The 18,521-nt window shown below is 67.6% G+C and carries 15 protein-coding genes; 12 read left to right on the forward strand and 3 right to left on the reverse strand.

Annotated elements, in window-relative coordinates:
- Positions 1-2 precede the first annotated feature (2 nt).
- Genes hfaA through hfaD form a run of 3 tightly spaced genes read left to right on the forward strand, consistent with a single transcriptional unit; the run spans position 3 to position 2,623 of the window.
- Complete coding sequence (hfaA, locus tag ACQY9P_RS01590; RefSeq protein WP_421737002.1) at positions 3-455, forward strand: holdfast anchoring protein HfaA; 453 nt, start codon at positions 3-5, stop codon at positions 453-455.
- Positions 445-1,464: a holdfast anchoring protein HfaB gene (gene hfaB, locus ACQY9P_RS01595; RefSeq protein ID WP_421737001.1), complete on the forward strand. Its 1,020-nt coding sequence runs from the start codon at positions 445-447 to the stop codon at positions 1,462-1,464. The genes hfaA and hfaB overlap by 11 nt, the downstream gene beginning before the upstream one ends.
- Complete coding sequence (gene hfaD / locus ACQY9P_RS01600) at positions 1,379-2,623, forward strand: holdfast anchor protein HfaD (protein ID WP_421737000.1); 1,245 nt, start codon at positions 1,379-1,381, stop codon at positions 2,621-2,623. Before hfaB ends, hfaD begins: the two co-directional genes overlap by 86 nt.
- An 8-nt stretch (positions 2,624-2,631) precedes the next feature.
- On the opposite strand, the gene ACQY9P_RS01605 is transcribed toward hfaD, so the two are convergent.
- Positions 2,632-4,548, reverse strand: a complete 1,917-nt coding sequence (locus tag ACQY9P_RS01605; RefSeq protein ID WP_421736999.1) for an ATP-binding protein — start codon at positions 4,546-4,548, stop codon at positions 2,632-2,634.
- Positions 4,549-4,760: 212 nt separating this feature from the next.
- On the opposite strand from ACQY9P_RS01605, the gene ACQY9P_RS01610 reads away from it, so the two are divergent.
- The 8 genes from ACQY9P_RS01610 to ACQY9P_RS01645 all read left to right on the forward strand — a co-directional run bounded on the left by ACQY9P_RS01610 (position 4,761) and on the right by ACQY9P_RS01645 (position 16,248).
- Positions 4,761-6,590: an ABC-F family ATP-binding cassette domain-containing protein gene (locus ACQY9P_RS01610; RefSeq protein WP_421736998.1), complete on the forward strand. Its 1,830-nt coding sequence runs from the start codon at positions 4,761-4,763 to the stop codon at positions 6,588-6,590.
- 307 nt (positions 6,591-6,897) lie between these two features.
- Positions 6,898-8,967: an ATP-binding protein gene (locus ACQY9P_RS01615; protein ID WP_421736997.1), complete on the forward strand. Its 2,070-nt coding sequence runs from the start codon at positions 6,898-6,900 to the stop codon at positions 8,965-8,967.
- 73 nt (positions 8,968-9,040) lie between these two features.
- Positions 9,041-10,033, forward strand: coding sequence for an ABC transporter substrate-binding protein (locus tag ACQY9P_RS01620; protein WP_421736996.1), 993 nt, complete (start codon positions 9,041-9,043; stop codon positions 10,031-10,033).
- Complete coding sequence (locus ACQY9P_RS01625; protein WP_421736995.1) at positions 10,030-10,782, forward strand: ABC transporter ATP-binding protein; 753 nt, start codon at positions 10,030-10,032, stop codon at positions 10,780-10,782. The genes ACQY9P_RS01620 and ACQY9P_RS01625 overlap by 4 nt, the downstream gene beginning before the upstream one ends.
- A gap of 47 nt (positions 10,783-10,829) precedes the next feature.
- Positions 10,830-11,549 (forward strand): ABC transporter permease, encoded by a 720-nt coding sequence (locus ACQY9P_RS01630; protein WP_421738277.1) that lies wholly within the window; start codon positions 10,830-10,832, stop codon positions 11,547-11,549.
- A gap of 54 nt (positions 11,550-11,603) precedes the next feature.
- Complete coding sequence (locus ACQY9P_RS01635; RefSeq protein ID WP_421736993.1) at positions 11,604-12,161, forward strand: hypothetical protein; 558 nt, start codon at positions 11,604-11,606, stop codon at positions 12,159-12,161.
- The gene (locus ACQY9P_RS01640) at positions 12,161-13,249 is read left to right on the forward strand and encodes a DUF2336 domain-containing protein (protein WP_421736992.1); all 1,089 of its coding nucleotides are present in this window, start codon (positions 12,161-12,163) and stop codon (positions 13,247-13,249) included. The genes ACQY9P_RS01635 and ACQY9P_RS01640 overlap by 1 nt, the downstream gene beginning before the upstream one ends.
- Before the next feature lie 95 nt (positions 13,250-13,344).
- Positions 13,345-16,248, forward strand: coding sequence for a M16 family metallopeptidase (locus tag ACQY9P_RS01645; RefSeq protein ID WP_421736991.1), 2,904 nt, complete (start codon positions 13,345-13,347; stop codon positions 16,246-16,248).
- Between the two features lie 84 nt (positions 16,249-16,332).
- On the opposite strand, the gene ACQY9P_RS01650 is transcribed toward ACQY9P_RS01645, so the two are convergent.
- Positions 16,333-17,262 carry a hypothetical protein gene (locus ACQY9P_RS01650; RefSeq protein WP_421736990.1) on the reverse strand — a complete coding sequence of 310 codons (930 nt, stop codon included), beginning with the start codon at positions 17,260-17,262 and terminating at the stop codon, positions 16,333-16,335.
- Between the two features lie 171 nt (positions 17,263-17,433).
- On the opposite strand from ACQY9P_RS01650, the gene ACQY9P_RS01655 reads away from it, so the two are divergent.
- Positions 17,434-17,982, forward strand: a complete 549-nt coding sequence (locus ACQY9P_RS01655) for a PAS domain-containing protein (protein ID WP_421736989.1) — start codon at positions 17,434-17,436, stop codon at positions 17,980-17,982.
- Between the two features lie 108 nt (positions 17,983-18,090).
- Here the strand turns inward: ACQY9P_RS01655 and ACQY9P_RS01660 are convergent, their stop codons facing one another.
- The gene (locus ACQY9P_RS01660) at positions 18,091-18,519 is read right to left on the reverse strand and encodes a globin domain-containing protein (RefSeq protein WP_421736988.1); all 429 of its coding nucleotides are present in this window, start codon (positions 18,517-18,519) and stop codon (positions 18,091-18,093) included.
- Between the last annotated feature and the right edge of the window lie 2 nt (positions 18,520-18,521).

Here is an 18,521-nt window from a genome sequence, read left to right on the forward strand (position 1 = left end):
TCATGGCCTGGCATCGGAAGAACACCATCGGTCTCGGCGTGGGTCTCACCGCCGCTGCCCTGAGCCTTGGCGCGTTCGGCGCGGCCAGCGCGCAGTCGATGTCCAGCAATTCCGCCGCCTTCAACTCGGGCTACGGCCGCATCGCCGGCCAGGAGAACCGGGTCGTCGAGTATTCGACCCGCGACGCCAACGGCAACCGCATCATCGTCGACGGCGTGATGCTGACGGGCGCCGATCAGAGCGTCTATTCCTCCAGCAATTCCTCGGGTTCGCTCGACTCCTATTCCGGCGTCGGCGGCCTGGGCGGCTACAGCGGCGCGACGGCGATCGGCAATAACCTGACCGTCATCACCCAGGGCAACAACAACACCGTCATCGTCAATTCCACACAGACAAACACTGGGAACATCAGTGCGGGATCGTCGACGAACGGCGGGGTCTCCAATGGCAAGTAAGCGTCTCTCCCTCGCCGTCGTGGCCCTGGCCTGCACGGCCCTGACGGCCTGCGGCACGTCGATGCCCAAGGTTTCGACGGCCGGCAACTACGCCACGCCGATCGGCACGGCGCCGGTCACGGCTAACCCGACCGACTATTCCGCCGCCCTGGTCTGCCTGAACCAGTACGCCAAGCAGAACCGTGTCGCCGCGCCGCGCGTGGCCATCGGGCGCATCGCCGACTACACTGGCAAGGAAGAGTCCGACGGCTCTGGCCGCAAGGTGACGCAGGGCGCGTCCCTGCTGGCCATGACCGCCTTCGCCAAGGCCGGCATGCCCATGGTCGAACGCTTCGACACCTCGGTGTCGGAGTTCGAGCTGAAGTACGCCAACAACAAGCTGATCACCGACCGGCCCAACCCGGGCGCCGACGTGCCTGTGGACTATCGCCGCATCCTGGCCGGCCAGGTGCCAGGCTCCGACTTCTATGTGGTCGGCGGCATCACCGAGCTGAACTACAACATCCGCTCGGCGGGCGTTGACGCCTATATCGGCGACAAGGACACCGACGGCCTCAAGGGCAACTTCAAGCGCCGGGTATTCGTGATGAACATCGCGCTGGACCTGCGCCTGGTGAACACCCGCACGCTGGAAGTGGTCGATGTCGTCGCCTACCAGAAGCAGGTGGTGGGCCGCGAGATCAGCGCCGGCATCTTCGACTTCCTCAATGGCAACATCTTCGACATCTCGGCCGGCAAGGGCGCGCTTGAGCCGATCCAGCTGGCCGTGCGCGCGCTGATCGAGCGCTCGGTCGTCGAGTTCAGCGCCAATCTCTATGGCATGCCGGGGCCGCAGGGCTGCCTGCGCTACGATCCAATAGGCGACCCCACCGTGGGCCAGACGGGCGCTTTCACCCCGGCCTACAACAACCTGGGAACCAACAATGCGCAGACCCGCGAAGACCCGGCTCGCTGGAACGCTCGCCGCGATTCCGATATGCGCGATACTGCTAAGCGAGGCCGCTACTAGCCAGACCCTGCCGGGTCAGGTCCTGAACAACCAGATCAATCTCGGCGACGTGTTCGCCGAGCAGAGCCTGAACGTCCAGACCGTCAGCGATGGCATCAGCGCCACCACGACCGCTCCAGCCAACAGCGCCTTCGTGTCGGTCCAGAACGCCGACGCGACCATGACCTCCAACCAGGAGAACTCTGGCCAGGTGCTGGCGCATGGCGTGGTCAATGTCAGCGCCTATGGCGGGACCGCCAGCAACATCACGACCACGGCCGTTGGCAACGCCGGCACGGCGGCCGCCGTGGAGGGCACGCTCACCGGGCGCGCGACGCAGTTGAACACGGCCGCCGTCACCGCGCGCAGTCAGCTGGAAGGCGATGGCGCGGCGTTCGGCGACCTTTCGATCAGCACCCTGGCCAGCGGCAACACCCACGGGCTGACCCTGATCAATGGCGCCATGGGCGCGCGGGTCAGCCAAGGCAACACCGCCAATACGCTGGCCGACGGCGGCGCCATCGCCACCTATGTCTCGGGCACGGCGGCGGTGGCAGGCACCGCGACCGGCAACAACATCACACTCTCGGGCAGTCAGCAGTCAGCAGCCCGGGTGATCACCGAGCAGTCGAGTTCGGGCATCACCCAGGCCAGCAAGTTCACGGCCTATGGCAACGCCTATCTGTCCAGCACCGTGGCCACCGCCAGCGCCAACAATCTGTCGGCGACCAACGAAGGCCCCCTGCTGGATGTGACCTCCAGCCAGTACAACGCGGGCTATGTCAGGGCTCAGGCCGAGGCCACATCCTACGAGTTCGGCGCGGCCCAGGTCGGCGCGCACGGGGTGGGCAATTCCGCCCTGGTCGGCAACACCGGCCAGGAAGTCGTGCTCGACAACACCCAGACCAACGAGGGCGGCGGCGTCGAGGTGATCGCCAGCCTGGGCGGCGACACCGGCTATGACGGCGTGGCCAGCGCCACGGCCATGGGCAACGCGGTGACGGGCTACGCCTGCAGCGATTGCAGCGGCAGGATGACCGTCAACAACAACCAGACCAACAGCGCCGACATCGGCGCGCGGACCACGGTCTCGGTCGTCCATTCAGGTCGCTCGATCGTCGGGGTCACCACCGCCACCGGCAACAACGCCAGCTTCTATGTGAGCTCGCCCACCAACTAGGCAGGCCGCTAGATTGGACGATTGCGCGCAGTTCGGCGCGCGGCGACGCCGCCGGGCTCGCTCCATTCCGCGATCCGGGTCAGCAACTCGCGTGGATTGATCGGCTTGCCGACGTGGTCGTCGATGCCCTGGGCGCGATAGAAGGCGACCTGGTCGGCCAGCACATTGGCGGTCAGGGCGATGATCGGCGTGGCGGCCACCTCACCGGGCAACGCGCGGATCACCCGGGTCGCGGCCAGACCATCCATCACCGGCATCTGCACGTCCATCAGGATGAGATCGTAGTCGCCAGAGGCCGCCGCCTCGACCGCCTCGGCGCCGTCGCGCGCGACCTCGACCACATGGCCGGCGGCCCGGACGATGGCTCCGATCAGTTCCCGATTGGCCTCGTTGTCGTCGACGACCAGGATCCGCAGCCCTTCAATGATCTCGAGCGCCGGCTTCTCGATCACCTCCGTCGCGGCCCGGGCGACCGGCAGATCGATGACACACCAGAAGCGCGCGCCCAGACCGGCCGTGCTTTCGACGCCAATCTCGCCGCCCATCATCTCGACCAGTTGCCGGGTGATCGTCAGCCCCAGCCCCGTGCCGCCAAAGCGGCGCGACACGTCCGGCCCTGCCTGGGCGAAGCGGTCAAAGACCGTGCTCAGCATGGCCTCGGGTACGCCGACGCCAGTATCCGAAACGACCAGTTCCAGACGCGCCAGGTCGGGATCACCAGGGTTGCGGCGCGCGACAGACAGGGTGACGCCGCCCTCGCTGGTGAACTTGATGGCATTGCCCAGCAGATTGAGCAGCACCTGGCGCAGGCGCTCGGGATCCCCCTCCACCCACTCGGGACAGAGATCGTCGACCGAAAGATCCAGGGCCAGCCCTTTCACGACGGCCTGAACCTCCACGATGCCGACCGCCTGTGTCAGCATCTCGCGAAGATCGAAGGGGCGCGGCGCCAGCTGCAGACCGCCGGCCTCAAGTTTGGAAAGGTCCAGCACGTCGTTCAACGTGGACATCAGGGCCGAGCCCGCGTCCTGCACACGATCAAGATGGCCCCTTTGCTCGGGATTCAGGGGCGTATCGGCCAGCAGACCGGCGAAGCCGATCACACTGGTCAGGGGCGTTCGCAGTTCATGGCTCATATTGGCCAGAAACGCTTGGCGCGCCCGCATCGCGGTCTCGGCGCGTTCGCGGGCCTCGCTCAGCGCGTCGCGGGCCTCGACCTCCTCGGTGATGTCCATGGCGTTGACCAGCACGCAGACGTCACCGCTGACCGGATCGCGGGTGAGGCGCGCGTCAACGCTGTGCCAGCGCGCGCCCGTGGTGGTCGCCAGGAGGAAGGAGCCGAAGGCCGGAGCGCCGGTCAGGGCCGTCCGCCAAAGCCGCTGGCCCGCCTCGTGGTCGACAAAGGTCTCGCCAAACACGTCACCGCGGAAGCCTCCGGCCTTCAGGGCCGCCGGGTTCGCGAACAGCCGCGCGCCCTCCGCGTCATGAAGCGTCACGCGCACGGTGGTGTGACGCAGGGCTTCGATCGCGCGATGCTCCTCGGCCTCGATCTCGGCGGGTACGGCCTCGAACAGCATGGCCGATCCGCCATCCGTGAGTGCGATGCCCGATATCGCCGTGCGCACCGCCACCGGCTCGCCATTGGGATAGAAGGTCCAGCGGTCGTGAACGGTCTCTCCCCGCGCGATGCGCTGGCTGATCGCGTCCATCCGGATGCGCACCGCGTCAGACTGTTCGGTAAAATCGCGGAGAAGAAGATCCTCCAGGCTGGCCGCCCCCCAGAGCTCCAGCGCCGCCGGATTGGCGTAGACCTTGCGCTTGGCCACATCGTCGAACACCCAGACCGGTCGACGCAGATGCTCAAGCGCGTCGACCGAGAACGGCAAACGACCCAGAGCCTTGGCTAAGGTGGGGTTGAACGACAAGATCTGAACTTCTGCTTCCTGAGGCCGCTATCCTAGCAAGCGCGCGCTTGGAGGGCCGTTAACGGGTGAATTTGTCGCGGCTTGCCCGGGTTGGGTTTCAAATTGGTCGGTGTGACATCTCATCAATGCCGTAAGGCCGGATTTTGGCGTTTCTTCGCCGCCAAGCCTGATATAGGCCGCATCTTCCGCGACCCCCCAGTTACGAGCACCTTATGGCTTCCCCTACCCGCGCGCCGATCCTCGCCCTCAAGGACGTCCGACTGGCGGATGGCGCCAAGCCCCTGTTCGACGGCGTCGACCTGGCGCTGGAGCCGCGCGTCCGCGCCTGCCTAGTGGGCCGCAACGGGGCCGGCAAGTCCACCCTGCTCAAGATCCTGGCCGCCCGGGGCGTCGAGGCTGACAGCGGCGAACGCTCCGTGCAGCCGGGCGCCAAGATCGTCTTCGTCGACCAGGAGCCGGAGATCACCGGCGAGACCCTGCTGGACTACTGCACCGCCGGCGGCGCCGAGGACTATGAGGCGCACACGACCCTGGCCGACTTCGGCCTGGACTACGCCAAGAGCACCCAGGGCCTGTCAGGCGGCGAGCGGCGGCGAGCGGCGCTCGCCCGCGCCTTCGCCGAACAGCCCGACGTGCTGCTGCTGGACGAGCCGACCAACCACCTGGATATCTTCGCCATCCAGACGCTTGAGGAAGAGCTGGCAAGCTCCAAGTGCGCGGCGCTGATCGTCAGCCACGATCGCGCCTTCCTCAATCGCGTCACCCAGCGCACCTTCTGGCTGGAGCATCGCAAGGTGCGCCGCCTGGACAAGGGCTTCGCCGAGTTCGAGGTCTGGAGCGAACAGGTGCTGGCCGCCGAGGCCGACGAGGAGCGTCGCCTCAACAAGCAGCTTGAGAAGGAAAACGCCTGGCTGGCGCGCGGCGTCCAGGGCCGCCGGGCCCGCAACGAAGGTCGCCGTCGCGCCCTGCTGGAACTGCGCGGCCAGAAGAAGGACCTGCAGGCCGACAAGCGCGGCAGCATGACCATGGCCGTCGAGTCCTCGGGCACGTCCGGCAAGCGCGTGGTCGAGGCCAAGCACGTCACCAAGCGCTTCGGCGACCGGGTGATCGTCGAGGACTTCTCGACCCGCATCCTGCGCGGCGACCGCGTGGCGCTGGTCGGCCCCAATGGCGCGGGCAAGACCACCCTGGTGCGCATGCTGCTGGGCGAACTTGAGATCGACGCCGGCGACATCAAGCTGGGGACCAATCTCGAGATTTCCTATGTCGACCAGAACCGCATGGCGCTGTCGGAGAAGATGACGCTGTGGGACTTCCTGACCCCCGGCGGCGGCGACTCCATCCTGGTGCGCGGCATTCCCAAGCACGTGGCCGGCTACGCCAAGGAGTTCCTGTTCACCGAGGCCCAGCTGCGCCAGCCGGTCACCAGCCTGTCGGGCGGTGAGCGAAACCGCCTGCTACTGGCGCGGGCCCTGGCCTCGCCGACCAACCTGATGGTCCTCGACGAGCCGACCAACGACCTGGACATGGACACCCTGGACCTTCTGGAGGAGCTGCTGGCCGACTTCGAGGGCACGCTGATCCTGGTCAGCCACGATCGCGACTTCATCGATCGCCTGGCCACCTCGACCATCGCCATGAACGGCCATGGCAAGGTGCTGGAAACCCCCGGCGGCTGGAGCGACCTGATCGATCAGAGCCCGGACTTCTTCAAGGGCGCGCGCGGCGCGGCCGGCGACTTCGCCACCGGAACCGGCTCCAACAAGGCTGTCGTGGCCGCTCCGCCCCCTCCGCCCAAGAAGACCGGCAAGCTGTCCTACAAGGACCAGCGCCGCTTCGAGGAATGCGAAGCCCTGGTCGCGGCCAGCCCGAAGATCATCGCCGATCTGGAGAAGAAGCTGGAAGACACCAACTTCTACGCTCGCGATCCGGCCGGCTTCGACAAGGTGATGAAGGCGATCGACAAGGCGCGCGCCGACCTGGCCCAGGCTGAAGAAGACTGGCTGGCCCTGGAGGAAAAGCGAGAGGCGCTGGCGAGCTGAGCCCGCGCCCGGGGGCGCCCGGCCCCGATCGCCGCCTGATCCATCAGCCTTCGCCGCGAACGCGTCCAACTGAAGGTAGCCAAGCTTCGAAAGGCCGGCTCGAAACATCCGGGCGCCGCCCTGCGCTTGAAACCCGCCGCGCCCTATGCATTGTCGTGCGTTCGCAAAGTAGACGCTCCGCCAAAAGGGGTCAGCCCTGAGTTGAACACGGCGACGGCGGACCACTGCGGCAAAGCGACACAGCCGCAAATAAGCCGGCAACCGCGATCAGCCGTGGGCGTAATTGTTCGGGGGGAACCAGACAGGCATGCGGCATCAGCTGGCACAACACGAGCAACGACGGCAGAACACTCTGCTGCTGAGCTTGGCCGTGGCCGTCGTCGCGAGCCTGGCGTTCAGTGAGTTCCTGACCCGCACAGACCTGGGCGTTGCGTCCTTCTGGCCCGCCAACGGGCTGCTGGCCGTCGGCCTGATGGCGCTCCATCCGCCCCGCCGCATCGCCCTGACCAGCGTGATGATCGTGTTCCACGTGATCATCGATCTGTTGGTCGGAGACACCGTCGGCAAGGCCCTGCTGTACACCAGCGTCGATGTGCTGGAAGCCTACGCGGTCTGGGCCGTGGCCCGCCGGTTCTCGGGCGGCGTGCTGCGCTTGAGGACCATGCGTCAGTTGGCCCTTCTCGTGGCGATAGGCGCGCCCATCGCCGCGGCCGCCGCGGTGATCTGCGTAACACCGCTTTCGATAATGTCGGGAGCGCCCGTCCTGACCCTGATGTGGGCCTGGTTCGCGCGAAGCGGACTGGGGCTTGCCGTCGTACTGCCCGCCACCCTGGTGTTGCTCGACGCCGAGCATCGACGCACCTTCCATCGCTCCATCACCGAGCGCCTGGCGTTGTACGCGTCGATCGCGGCGATGACCGCGATCTGCTTTCACCCCGATGGCATTCCGGCGCCGTTCCTGATCTTTCCCCTGGCCATGCTGGCGGCCTTCCGACTGGGTGCGCGAGGGGCTGCTGAAAGTTCTCTGGTGGTGGCGTTCATCGCCATCCCCCTTGTGACCTCCTCCGGCGAATTGGCGATGGGCCTGCGGTGGGAAACCGCCAATCCGACCCGTGTGGCCCAGGTGTTCATCAGCCTCCTGTTCGGCACAAACCTGGCGACGGGCCTCGCGCTGGCTCAACAGGAGCGCCTCAAGCGCCTCCTTGTACGCCGCGAGCAGCTGACACGCGCCGCCAGGGCCCGAGCGCTGGCCGCCACCGAGGCCAAGACCGAATTTTTGGCCACCATGAGCCACGAGATCCGGACGCCCCTGAACAGCGTGCTGGGCTTCGCCCAACTCCTGGCCGCCCGCAACGACCTGCCGCCCGACGCCCGCAGGCAGGTGAACCTGATCGACTCGGCCGGGGGCGCTCTCCTGACCGTGGTCAACGATATCCTCGACTTCTCGCGGGTCGAGGCGGGCCAGGTTGAGCTTGCGCCGCAACCAACCTCCGCGGCCGCCCTGCTGCGCGACACGGTCGCGATCATGGCCCCTGAGGCGCGCGCCAAGGGTCTGACGCTGGACGTCGAGATCGTCGATCCGATCGACGCCCTGCACGATCTGGACGACACCCGTCTGCGCCAGGTGTTGCTCAACCTGCTCAACAACGCGGTCAAGTTCACGGATTCCGGCCGTATCGACGCCAGCCTGATCGTCGAGCCAGGCGACCATGAGGATCGACTGCGCTTCGAAATCGCCGACACCGGCGTCGGAATCTCGATTGAACAGCAGACCCTGCTGTTCCAGCGCTTCTCGCAGATCGACAGCTCGGCGAGCCGCACCTATGGCGGCGCGGGCCTGGGTCTGGCGATCAGCCGGGCGCTGGTTGAGTTGATGGGTGGAAGGATCGGCGTCGACAGCGTGCCGGGACGTGGCTCATGCTTCTGGATCGAGATCACCGCCCCGGTGGCTGAGCCTCTGGCCGAGCCCGAGCATCCCGCGCCCGCCTCTCCGGGCGCCGCGCGTATCCTGCTGGTCGACGACCATCCCATGAACCGCGAAATCGGCGTGGCCCTGCTGACCCTGGCGGGTTGCAAGGTCGATATCGCCGAGAATGGCCAGCAGGCGGTCGACGCCGCCACGGTCGGCGAATACGACATGATCCTGATGGATATTCACATGCCGCTGATGGACGGCCTGGCCGCCACCCGCGCCATCCGCGCCCTGCCCACCCCGGCCGGCAAGATCCCGATCATCGCCATGAGCGCCGACGCCCTGCCCCAGCAGGTCGAGCGCTGCTACGCGGCCGGCATGGTCGACCACATCGCCAAGCCGATCCAGCGCGAGGTGCTCTACGCCAAGGTGGAACGCTGGCTGACGGCGCCGCCCGCCCCCTGAAACAGAACGCCGTTCACTCTTGGAAGTCTCGGCCGGCGCGCCTAACTTAGCCGGGCTTGTCCGGGAGAGATTCATGGGTTTCCGTCGCTTGGCCGTTCTGGCCCTCTGCGCGCTCGTCGCGGCCTGCTCTCCCGCCAAGAAGGACGTCGCCGCGCCGACCGGCCGCACCGCGATGAAGCTGGCCACCGACTGGCGGGCCGAAGCCGAACTGGGCGGCTACTATCAGGCCCTCGCCACCGGCGAATACGCCAAGCGCGGCCTGGACGTGACCCTGATCCAGGGCGGCCCCGCCGTGAACGTGCCCCAGCTTCTCGCCACCGGCGCGGTCGATGTCGGGGTCGGCTCCAACAGCTTCATCGTCATGAACCTGGCCAAGGAAAAGGCCCCGGTGAAGGCCGTCGCCGCCTTCATGCAGAAGGACCCGCAGGTCCTGATCGCGCACCCGGACCAGGGCATCAATTCCCTCGCCGACATGAAGGGCCGGCCAATCCTGCTTTCGGACGCCTCGATCACCGCCTTCTGGGTCTGGCTGAAGGCCAAGTACGGCTTCACCGACGATCAGGTCCGCAAGTACAATTACAGCGCCGCCCCGTTCCTCGCCGACAAGCGCGTCGTCCAGCAGGGCTACGCCACCAGCGAGCCGTACCTCATCGAGAAGGAAGGCAAGATCAAGCCGGCGGTCTTCCTGCTGGCCGATAGCGGCTATCCGGCCTACGCCTCGATGGCCCTGATGCCCGAAAGCTTCATCGCCAAGAACCCGACGGCGGCCCAGGCCTTCGTCGAGGCCACGGCGGCGGGCTGGAAATCCTATCTCTATGGCGACGCCAAGCCTGGCGACGCGGCGATCCTCAAGGACAATCCGGAAATGACCCAGGACGTGCTCGACCAGGCCCGCGAGAAGATGCGGTCCTACGGCATCGTCGGTCCCAATGGTCCGGGCATCGGCCAGATGACCGACGCCCGCTGGGCCGAGTTCTTCAAGGTCGCCTCCGACCAGGGCGTCTATCCCAAGGACATGGACTACAAGCGCGCCTACACCCTGCAGTTCCTCCCGAAGGGGCAATGAGCGTCTCGATCGCGTCCCTCACGGCGGTAGAGGTCGACTATCCCAGGCGCGGCCGCGCTCTGGGTCCGGTCGATCTGGACCTGCGCGCCGGAGAGATCGTCGCGCTGGTCGGCCCCTCGGGCTGTGGCAAGTCCACGGCGCTGCGGCTGCTGGCCGGGTTGGAACAGCCGACACGCGGCGCCGTGGCCCGCGCGGCCGGCAAAGGCGAGACAGCCGTGGTCTTCCAGGCGGCCACGCTCGCGCCGTGGCTGAGCGCGAGGGCCAATGTGGCCCTGCCGCTGGAACTGGCCGGCGAAAATCGAGCGATCGCCATGGGGGCCGCCGCCCAGGCCCTGATCCGGGTGGGCCTGGGTGACGCCCTTGAGGCGCGGCCGGCGCAGCTGTCCGGCGGCATGGCCATGCGCGTCTCGCTGGCGAGGGCCCTGGTCACCCGCCCGCGTCTGCTGCTGCTGGACGAGCCCTTCGCCGCGCTCGACGAGATCACCCGCCGGGTGCTGGCCGATGACGTCCTGGCCCTGGCCGCGGACCTGGCGCCGGCGATGGTCTTCGTGACTCACAATGTCGAGGAAGCCGTCTACATGGCCGGTCGCGTGGTGGTGATGAGTCCCGGTCCGGGTCGGATCGCTGGTGAAGTCTCCATCGAGGGTCCCATCGTGCGACCGCCTGGCTTTCGCACCACCGAGGCGTTCCGCCAGGCCGCGGAGGCCGTCTCCGATCTGCTGGCCCAGGCCGGAGCCCGCGCCGCGTGAACAGAAACGTTTCAGCCTTTCTCTCACCCTTGATCCTGATCGGCCTGATGCTGGCGGGCTGGGAGATCGCCTGCTCGCGTCTCGCCATCCCGCCCTATCTGCTGCCGCCGCCCAGCGCGATCTGGACTGCCCTGCTGCAAGGCTGGCCTCTGCTGCTGGCCTCGGCCTGGGGTACGTTATCCACAGCCCTTCTGGCCCTGGTCATGGCCAGCGTCCTGGCCTGCGCCCTGGCCTTCGCCGTCAGCCTCAGTCCGCTGATGGAGGATGCGGTCCGCCCGATCGCCGTCACCCTGCAGGTCACGCCGCTGGTGGCCATCGCGCCGCTGGTGACGATCTGGGCCGGCATCGACCATCCCGAACGGGCCGTGATCGGTCTGGCGGCCGTGGTCGCCTTCTTCCCGATCTTCTCGGGCGCTCTGACGGGCCTGAAAGCCGTCGATCCCGACCTCTCGCGCCTGTTCGACCTTTATGGCGCGACATCCTTCCAGCGCCTGCTGCGGCTTCGTCTGCCCTCTGCCGTGCCCGCTCTGCTGGAGGGGCACAAGGTCGCGTCCGGCCTGGCGGTGATCGGGGCCGTGGTCGCTGAGTTCGTCGCCGGGTCGGGCGGAGCCCAGGGCCTGGCCTGGCGGATTCTCGAGGCCTACAACCGCCTGCAGACCGCCAGGGTGTTCGCCGCCCTGCTGGCCCTGGCCCTGCTGGGCGTGGCCCTGCATGCCCTGATGGAATGGGCCGAACGCCGCCTGCTCATCTGGTGGCGCGGACGTTAGCCCAAGGTTAAGCGACGCGGCGTAGGAGTTGAGGTCAGGAGCCTCGGGCCAACCATGCGTTCAGTCGTTCTCATCGCCGCCCTTGCCTGCGCCGCGTCCGCCGCGAGCGGCGTTGAAGCGCGTGAAGACCGCTATGGCCCCAGCCCTGATCGTAGAACCGCCCCCCTCAGCGCCGCCGACGGCTATGTGGGTCCAGTGCTGCGCTGGGCCGGCAAGCGGGACGCCCCCCCGCCGGCGCCCACCCAGGTGGCCCAACCGCTCAATCGCCCGTGGCTGAAGATGGGCGCCGCACCCCCGCAAACGGTCGCCCAGCCCGCCTTGACGGCTGCAAGCGCGCCTCTCGCGACCGCGCCACCCTCGACACAGGTCGCCGCCCCGGCCATCGGCCCGAACATGGCCCGCACCTATTCGGTGGGTCGCCTCTACGGCCAGCAGCCTGATCCGCTCGCGCCGCTGAAACCCAACGGCATGGTGTTCATCGCGCCGTCCGACGAGCGCGCGCCCGCCAGGAACGAACCGCCACGTCACGGCTCGGCCGAGTGGCTGGCGCAGGCGCCGCTGGACGCCGACGACACGGCCAAGGGCGAAGACGCCAAGGACAATACCTTCTGATGCAATCCCGCCTTCACGACCTGATCGCCCTGGCCGACGAGCCGTCGAGCGCCAAGCGCCGCGAGCTGCTGCGCGGCGTTACCGACCTGTTCTTCACGGGCGAGAACCACGGCCAGGTCGAGATGGGCCTGTTCGACGACGTCATGAGCCAACTGGCCGGCGACATGGAAGAAGCCGTCCAGGTCGAACTGGCCGAACGCCTCAGCCACGCACCCGCCGCGCCGCGCGGAATCACCCTGAACCTGGTCTCGCAAAGCATCGCGGTCGCCCGGCCGTTGCTGCAGAGCTCTTCGGCCCTTTCCGAGGACGACCTGCTGCAGGTGGCCCGCACCCAGGGCCAGGACCATCTGCGCGCTATTTCCCAGCGGCCGACCGTGCCCAGCGCCGTGTCCGACGCCATCGTCCAGCGCGGCGATGATGACACCCTGGGCGTATTGCTGCGCAACGAGGGCGCGGTTCTGTCGCGCGAGGCTCACGAAGCCGTGGTGGATCGCGCCGCCGCCAACCCGGCCCTGCACGAAGCCGTGGTCGATCGCCACAGCCTGCCGGTCGATCTGCTCAACGAAATGTACTTCATGGTCGAGGCCAAGCTTCGCGACCGGATCATGGAAAAGAACGCCGACATGGATCCGGCCACGCTGGAGGCCGCGCTCAGCGCCGGCCGCAAGCGCGTCGCCGCCCAGGACGGCGCCCTGCCCGCCGACCACGCGGCCGCCGAAGAGGAATTCCGCGCCATCAAGTCCAAGGGCGGCGTCTCGCCCCAGACCCTGGCCAACATGCTGCGCGGCAAGAAGACCACCCTGTTCCTCGTCGCCTTGGCGGACCTTGCCGACATCGACTTCCATACGGCCCGCAGGATCCTGGAGCGCCGGGAACTGGACGCCCTGGCCGTGGTGTGCAGGGCGGCCGATTTCGATCGCGCCCTGTTCCTGACCTTCGCCCTGCTGATCCTGGATCCGACGGACGACGTGATGGGCAAGGCCAAGGCCTATGGCGAGATCTATGGCGCGCTGCCGCGCGAGGCGGCCCTGCGGACCATCCGCTTCTGGCGTTTGCGTCGCCAGACCGGCGACGTGGCCGCCGCCTGATCGCGGCTTTCGCGAGGCGGCAGACGCCTTGCTTGCGCCTTCACCCCCGGTCAAGGTGCGGCTTCCTTGAAGCCCGCCATAACCCTGGGTCGTATATGATTCGCGCCTCGCGCCTGACACTGCTCGCCGCGGCAGGTCTCTCCCTCGCCGCCTGCTCGGCGCTCCCCAAGATATCCATGCCGACCATGGGCGGCAAAGAATCCGCTCCCGCCGCCCAGGCGCGGCTGGGCGGACCGACCCTGGCGTCGCTGAAGCCGGGACAGTGGGCCCATACCCTTTCCGACATCGCGCCCGACCCCCGCGTGCGTTTCGGCGTCCTGCCCAACGGCATGCGTTACGCTCTCGAAAAGAACGCTACCCCGCCCAACCAGGCCGCGGTCCGCCTTTGGTTCGACACCGGATCGATGATGGAGGCCGACGACCAGCAGGGTCTGGCCCACTTCCTCGAGCACATGGCCTTCAACGGCAGCAAGAACGTGCCCGAAGGCGAGATGATCAAGATCCTGGAGCGCCACGGCCTGGCCTTCGGCGCCGACACCAACGCCTCTACCGGCCTGGACGAGACCGTCTACCAGTTGGACCTGCCCAAGACCGACGACGCCACGGTCGACAGTTCGCTGATGCTGCTGCGCGAGGTGGCCGGCGAACTGACCATCGCCCCCGAGGCCGTGGATCGCGAGCGCGGCGTGGTGTTGTCCGAAGAACGCACCCGCGACAGCCCCGGCTATCGCGTGGCCATCAAGACCATGGACTTCCAGATGGAAGGCCAACTGCCGCCCAAACGGATCCCGATCGGCAAGACCGACATTCTCAAGAGCGCCCCGGCCCAGAAAATCCGCGACTATTACGAAGCCTATTACCGTCCCGAGCGCGCGGTGATCGTGGCTGTCGGCGACTTCGACCTCGACGCCATGGAAGCCAAGATCAAGGCGCGCTTCGGCGACTGGCAGGGCAAGGGCAAGGCCGGCGGAAGCCCCGACATTGGCAAGGTCGCCAAGCGCGGCGAGACCGCGCGTCTGATCGTCGAGCCAGGCGCCCCGCTTTCGGTGCAGCTGTCATGGGCCAATACGCCTGATGGCCTGATCGAGACCAAGGCCGTCGATGAGCGCGACACCCTGAAGAACCTGGGCTTCGCGGTGCTGAACCGCCGCCTGCAGGCCCTGAGCCGTTCGGGCGACCCGCCCTTCATCGCCGGCGGCGCCTTCAGCGGCGACCAGTACGGCGCCGTGCGCCTGACCACCTTGGGCGCCACCGCCCAGCCGGGCCGCTGGAAGGAGGCGCTCTCCGCTCTGGAGCAGGAGCAGCGCCGCGCCGCGCAGTTCGGCATTCGCCAGGATGAGCTGGACCGCGAGATCGCCGGCATGCGCGCCGGCCTGGTCGCCGCGGTCTCGGGCGAAGCCACTCAACGCACCACCACACTGGCCGCCAGCATCGTCGGCACGCTGGGCGACGGCGAAACCGTCACCAGTCCCAGCCAGAACCTGGCCGCCTTCGACGAAACGGTGAAAGGCCTGACGGCCGAGCGGGTTTCGGCGGTGCTGAAAGACGCCTTCGCGGGCCAGGGCCCGCTGATCCTGATCCCGACGCCGGTCAATATCGAGGGCGGCGAAGCCACCGTCCTGGCGGCCTTCGCAGACTCCCGGAAGGTGGCCGTCACCGCGCCCGCCGCGCCCGGCGTCACCGTCTGGCCCTATTCCAGCTTCGGCCCCATCGGCAAGGTCGCCGAACAGAAGGACGTGGCCGACCTCGACACCGTCTTCGTGCGCTTCGACAATGGCGTGCGCCTGACCGTCAAGCCGACCAAGTTCCGTGACGATCAGGTGCTGATCAAGACCCGTATCGGCCATGGCCTGCTGGACCTGCCGTCCAACGTCCAGACGCCGTTGTGGTCGGCTTCGGCCCTCGTCGAGGGCGGTCTCAAGCAGATCAGCACCCAGGACATGGAGCGGGTGCTGAACGGCAAGATCTGGAACGCCAGCCTCGGCGTCGAAGACGACGCCTTCACCCTGACCGGTCGCACCCGCCCGGCCGATGTCGAGACCGAACTCCAGGTTCTGGCCGGTTACGCAACGGAGCCCGGCTGGCGTCCCGAGGCGTTCTCGCGGATCAAGACCTACTACGGCACCATTCACGATCAGCTGGAGACCACCCCAGGCGGCGTGATGGGCCGCGACCTCAGCGGCATGCTGCATGGCGGCGACCTGCGCTGGACCTTCCCGACTCGCGCCGACATCGCCTCGGCCTCGATCGACACCATGAAGTCCATCGTCAGCCCGCCGCTGGCCAAGGGCGACATCGAGGTCGTCGTGGTGGGCGACATCACGGTCGACAAGGCGATCGCCGCCGTGGCCGCGACCTTCGGCGCCCTGCCGGCCAGGCCGGGTCTGGCGGATCCGGCCGCCCAGCGCCAGTCGCCCTTCCCGGCTCCGTCGAAGACGCCCGTGGTGCTGACCCACAAGGGCCGCGCCGATCAGGCCCAGCTGTTCATGGCCTGGCGCACCGACGACCTGTTCTCGGACCTTCAGCGGGCCCGCAACGTCTCGATCCTCGCCCAGGTGATGCAACTGCGCCTGACCGACGAACTGCGCGAAAAGCAGGGCGCCACCTATTCGCCCTCGGCTTCGGCGACCCACAGCGTGGTCTTCAACGACTGGGGCTATCTGGCCGTCAGCGTCGAGGTTCCGCCCGAGAAGCTGGATGCGGTGATCGCCTCGATCCAGAAGATCGCCGCCGATCTGCGCGACAAGCCGGTCACCGACGACGAGCTGGACAGGGCCAAGAAGCCGCGCATCGACCAGATCGAGAAGTCGCGGGTGACCAACGAATATTGGCTGAGCTCGCTGTCGGGCGCCCAGAGCGATCCGCGGATACTGGACTCCACCCGCTCGGTCATCGCCGGGCTGGAACGGGTCAAGGCCGCCGATGTGCAGAAGGCCGCCAGGACCTTCCTGGGCGACGACAAGTCGTGGACCGTACTGGTGAAGCCGCAGGGCAAATAGGCCGTCGCAGCGATCATGGCGCCTACGAAAAGGCCCTCCCGCCGGACTGGCGGGAGGGCCTGATTGTTTGCGGTGGAGCCGGCCCTAGTAGACCACGCCGCCCACGCCGCCATCGAGGCTGAAGCTCATCGAGGTGGTGGCCGCTTCCCGCACCGTTTCCTCGCGATAGGCCGTGTAGGTCTCGGTGGTCAGGATCGTCAGGATCTTCACCCCCGCGCCGAAGCGGCGCAGCAGCGAGCGCTCGTTGCAATCGCGGGCGGGGCGTTGCGGGCGACAGACCAGCGTACCGGCCTGGCCGCGCTGACCCGCACCCGGCGTGTGGTAGAGGGCCTCGTTCTTGGCGCAGATATAGGTCTGGGCGCCGCGGCCGCCGGTGCTGATGTCGATCGCGCCGTCAAAGTCGCCGATCACGTACTGCATGCGCGAGCCGGCGATGCAGCGATAGAGTTCGCCGTCATAGAGATCGTCGATGTCGCGGTCCGGTGTGACCTGCGAAGCCGGGTGGGGAATGTCCTTGTCGTCCAGGCAGACGGCGCGGATGACAACGCGGCGCATCTTGGTGCGGGTGGCCTCGTAGGCGGCGCGACGGCGGGCTTCGCCGCCCTCGACATTGAGGCCCTGAATGTAGCCGGTCGCCATCGGACCGGAATAGTAGCCGCCATGCGTACCGCCGCCGTAATAGACGTTGGATGTCGCGCCGGCTCCAGCGCCGGCTCCGGCGCCCGCCGAGGCGCTGCCGCTGGCCGAGGCATTGGCGTTGGCATTGACGATCACCGTCGCGCCGACGTTCACGTTCACGCCCGGAATGTTGACGTTATGGCCCGGCGTGCAGCACGGCGTGACCGGCGGCTTGGGCGGCCGGGGTGGCGGCGTCGGGGTGGTGCAGCAGGTCGGCGGGGTCGGCGTGCAGCCCGAGGTGCAGCCGGCATAGGCCGCGCCGCCCAGCATCAGGCTTCCCAGCAGGGCGCCAAGGCCCCACAGCAGCCCGCGCATCGATCGTTTCGGCGCCTTCATGGCGGTCCCCTTCACACGACGTCGTCCGGCCATTTGGCCAGCAAGAATCGGGCCGTGAACCGCCGCCCGGCCGGCTTGCGCCAAAACGGGACGGTCGGGCTCTGGCCCGGATCTCCTAGCAAGCCCCGTGCGGCCGAAAACAGCCGTGGAAGGACCCGCGAGGGGACGACGATGTTCCATCCAAGCACGGAACGGTTGATAGACTATTGGCGTGAGCGGAAAGGCGACGCGCCGGCCCCAGCACGCGCCGACATCAATCCGGGTGATTTCACCGATCTGCTGCCGCAGGTGTTCATCGTCGGTCGTGAGAAACTGGGCCGCATGCCATTCCGCCTGACCGGCGGCTTCGTCGCGGACCTGCACGCCCGCGATCTGCGCAATGAGGACCTCCTGAGCCTGTGGGCCCTGTCCCACCGCCTGGAACTGAAGTCGTCGCTTGAGATCGCGCGTCGCCGGCGCCAGCCCGTCGTCGTCACGGCCGATATCCGCGCCCAAGGCGTGCCCTCGGTCGGGATGGAGGTCCTGTTCGCCCCCCTGCGCGGCGCGAACGGGGAAACCGACCGCTTCCTGGGCCTGTATCAGCCCATCGCCATGATCCAGCGCCTGGAAGGCCGTCCGGCCCATGAACTGGGCGTGCGCCAGATCCAGTCCCTGGGCCTGGCCAACCAGGAGGGCCCGCAACTGCGCCTGGCCACCCTGGATGGACGCCGGATCGCCTAGAGCGCGGTAGCCGAAAGTGTACGCGGCTTCGGCGGCTATCACGCTCTAAATGTTTGATTTAGAGCCTTTTTAGACGCCTCACATGATTCCATGCGAGGCTAAAAGGCTCTAGGATAAAGCCGCCCGGGCTGTCTCGGACTGGTCGGGATGGGTGACATAGTAGTCCAGCTCGACCAGCAGTTCGCGCCAGGCCGCGTCGATCTCCGGCGACCAGTCCTGACCCAGCACCTCGCGCAGCGTCGCGGCCACAACCCCAAAAAAAGTCCCGAACACGGCTGGCGGAACGTCATAGCCCGCGTGCGTCATCACCTCGGTCTGGATCAGCGTGGCCGCGTACTGACGCTCGCCCACGAAATCCAGGATCGACCGGATCACCTGGGACAGCATCTCGCCCCGCACCTGATGATTGGCGTCCAGGCAGAACAGGGCTTCCATCTGGGGCTGCTCGGCGAACAGGCGGGCATAGACCAGTGGCGTCAGATCCTCGATCCGCCCCGCGGCGACCTCGAAGGTCCGCTCGATCAGGGCGGCGCGCATCG

Origin of the sequence: Caulobacter sp. (genome assembly GCF_965279145.1) — a bacterium.
GTDB lineage: Bacteria > Pseudomonadota > Alphaproteobacteria > Caulobacterales > Caulobacteraceae > Caulobacter.

Bases quoted from the DNA above. Each gene is read 5' to 3' on its own strand.
- ACQY9P_RS01655 (WP_421736989.1), top strand. From the start codon at position 17,434: ATGTTCCATCCAAGCACGGAACGGTTGATAGACTATTGGCGTGAGCGG.
- ACQY9P_RS01610 (WP_421736998.1), top strand. From the start codon at position 4,761: ATGGCTTCCCCTACCCGCGCGCCGATCCTCGCCCTCAAGGACGTCCGA.
- ACQY9P_RS01660 (WP_421736988.1), bottom strand. From the start codon at position 18,519: ATGCGCGCCGCCCTGATCGAGCGGACCTTCGAGGTCGCCGCGGGGCGG.
- ACQY9P_RS01630 (WP_421738277.1), top strand. From the start codon at position 10,830: ATGCTGGCGGGCTGGGAGATCGCCTGCTCGCGTCTCGCCATCCCGCCC.
- ACQY9P_RS01635 (WP_421736993.1), top strand. From the start codon at position 11,604: ATGCGTTCAGTCGTTCTCATCGCCGCCCTTGCCTGCGCCGCGTCCGCC.
- ACQY9P_RS01645 (WP_421736991.1), top strand. From the start codon at position 13,345: ATGATTCGCGCCTCGCGCCTGACACTGCTCGCCGCGGCAGGTCTCTCC.
- ACQY9P_RS01650 (WP_421736990.1), bottom strand. From the start codon at position 17,262: ATGAAGGCGCCGAAACGATCGATGCGCGGGCTGCTGTGGGGCCTTGGC.
- ACQY9P_RS01625 (WP_421736995.1), top strand. From the start codon at position 10,030: ATGAGCGTCTCGATCGCGTCCCTCACGGCGGTAGAGGTCGACTATCCC.
- hfaD (WP_421737000.1), top strand. From the start codon at position 1,379: ATGCGCAGACCCGCGAAGACCCGGCTCGCTGGAACGCTCGCCGCGATT.
- hfaB (WP_421737001.1), top strand. From the start codon at position 445: ATGGCAAGTAAGCGTCTCTCCCTCGCCGTCGTGGCCCTGGCCTGCACG.
- ACQY9P_RS01615 (WP_421736997.1), top strand. From the start codon at position 6,898: ATGCGGCATCAGCTGGCACAACACGAGCAACGACGGCAGAACACTCTG.
- hfaA (WP_421737002.1), top strand. From the start codon at position 3: ATGGCCTGGCATCGGAAGAACACCATCGGTCTCGGCGTGGGTCTCACC.
- ACQY9P_RS01640 (WP_421736992.1), top strand. From the start codon at position 12,161: ATGCAATCCCGCCTTCACGACCTGATCGCCCTGGCCGACGAGCCGTCG.
- ACQY9P_RS01620 (WP_421736996.1), top strand. From the start codon at position 9,041: ATGGGTTTCCGTCGCTTGGCCGTTCTGGCCCTCTGCGCGCTCGTCGCG.